Raw genomic sequence first — 1,114 nt, 5'->3', positions numbered from 1 at the left:
GGGTGGATTCACAAACGAAGTGCAAATTCTGTACGAATACAGAAGCTTGCACGGAGGATGTTGAATGGGACGCCACTACTCTCACCTGAGTCTGGATGAACGCCGGAGGATTGCCAAGTGGCTTGAAGCCAAAATGCCGATTGCAGAGATTGCGGATCGTTTGTGCCGTGATGCTTCGACAATCTACCGAGACATTAAACGGAACCGGCACACAGATTCTGAACTTCCCGAACTGGATGGTTACCACGCCGTAGCCGCGCAAGACATGTATGAGCGCCGCCGTGCCATTCACCGAAAGATGATTGTTTTCCCGGAACTCAAGGTTGCCATTGAGGACCGGCTCAAGGCCGGCTGGTCCCCCGAACAGATCGCAGGCCGGATGCGCCTGGAGCGCCATCCGATCCGCGTGAGCCACGAGACGATCTACCGTTTCGCCTATTCCAAGGATGGCCGTGAAGAGCAGTTTTACCGCCATCTCCCCGAACATCGCAGACGCCGCAGACCGCGCGGGCACCGCAGGCACAACCGCACCCGGATCTTTGACAGCCAGAGCTTGTCACATAGGCCTGACCGCATCTCAGAGCGCGCAGAGTTCGGGCACTGGGAATGCGATCTGATGATGTTCCGCAAAGAACATGGAAAGGTGAACGTGACATCGCTCGTCGAGCGCGTGAGCCGGTATGCTGTCGTGATGCGCAACGAGGACCGGCAATCGAAGCCGATCATGGAGGCGCTGATCATCGGTCTGGCTCCCCTGCCAGCGGATGCGCGCCAGTCGATCACTTTCGACCGCGGCACCGAGTTCTCAGCTTGGCAGCGCCTGAAGGATGGTATCGGAGCCGACAGCTGGTTTTGTGACCCCCAGGCTCCCTGGCAGAAAGGCACAGTTGAAAACACCAACAACAGGCTGAGAAAATACCTGCCCCGCTCGACCGAACCGACGGCGCTGACAAATCGAAATTTAAGGTCGATTTGCCACCGCCTCAATTCCACGCCGCGCAAATGCCTCGGCTATCGGACACCAGCCGAGGTCTTCGAAACCAACCTGATGGAAATTCAGAACCGATTGGAATAAAACAGGATATCAGAAACTGCACTTCGCCGTGAGTTCACA

Annotated in this window: 1 protein-coding gene; it reads left to right on the top strand. The window is 56.6% G+C overall.

The window, feature by feature from the left end; all coding sequences use genetic code 11:
* Positions 1–64: 64 nt before the first annotated feature.
* A complete protein-coding gene (locus ACXAHG_RS23505) occupies positions 65–1,075 on the top strand; it encodes an IS30 family transposase (protein ID WP_475061241.1) in 1,011 nt (336 codons plus the stop codon).
* Positions 1,076–1,114: the final 39 nt, after the last annotated feature.

It is taken from the genome of Leisingera sp. ABD4_442 (assembly GCF_056160905.1).
Note: the sequence above shows the minus strand (reverse complement) of the source record. Positions and strands in the feature narration are given on the sequence as shown.

What these genes read in the sequence shown, in the direction of transcription:
- ACXAHG_RS23505 (WP_475061241.1), top strand. Translation starts at nt 65, where the DNA reads ATGGGACGCCACTACTCTCACCTGAGTCTGGATGAACGCCGGAGGATT.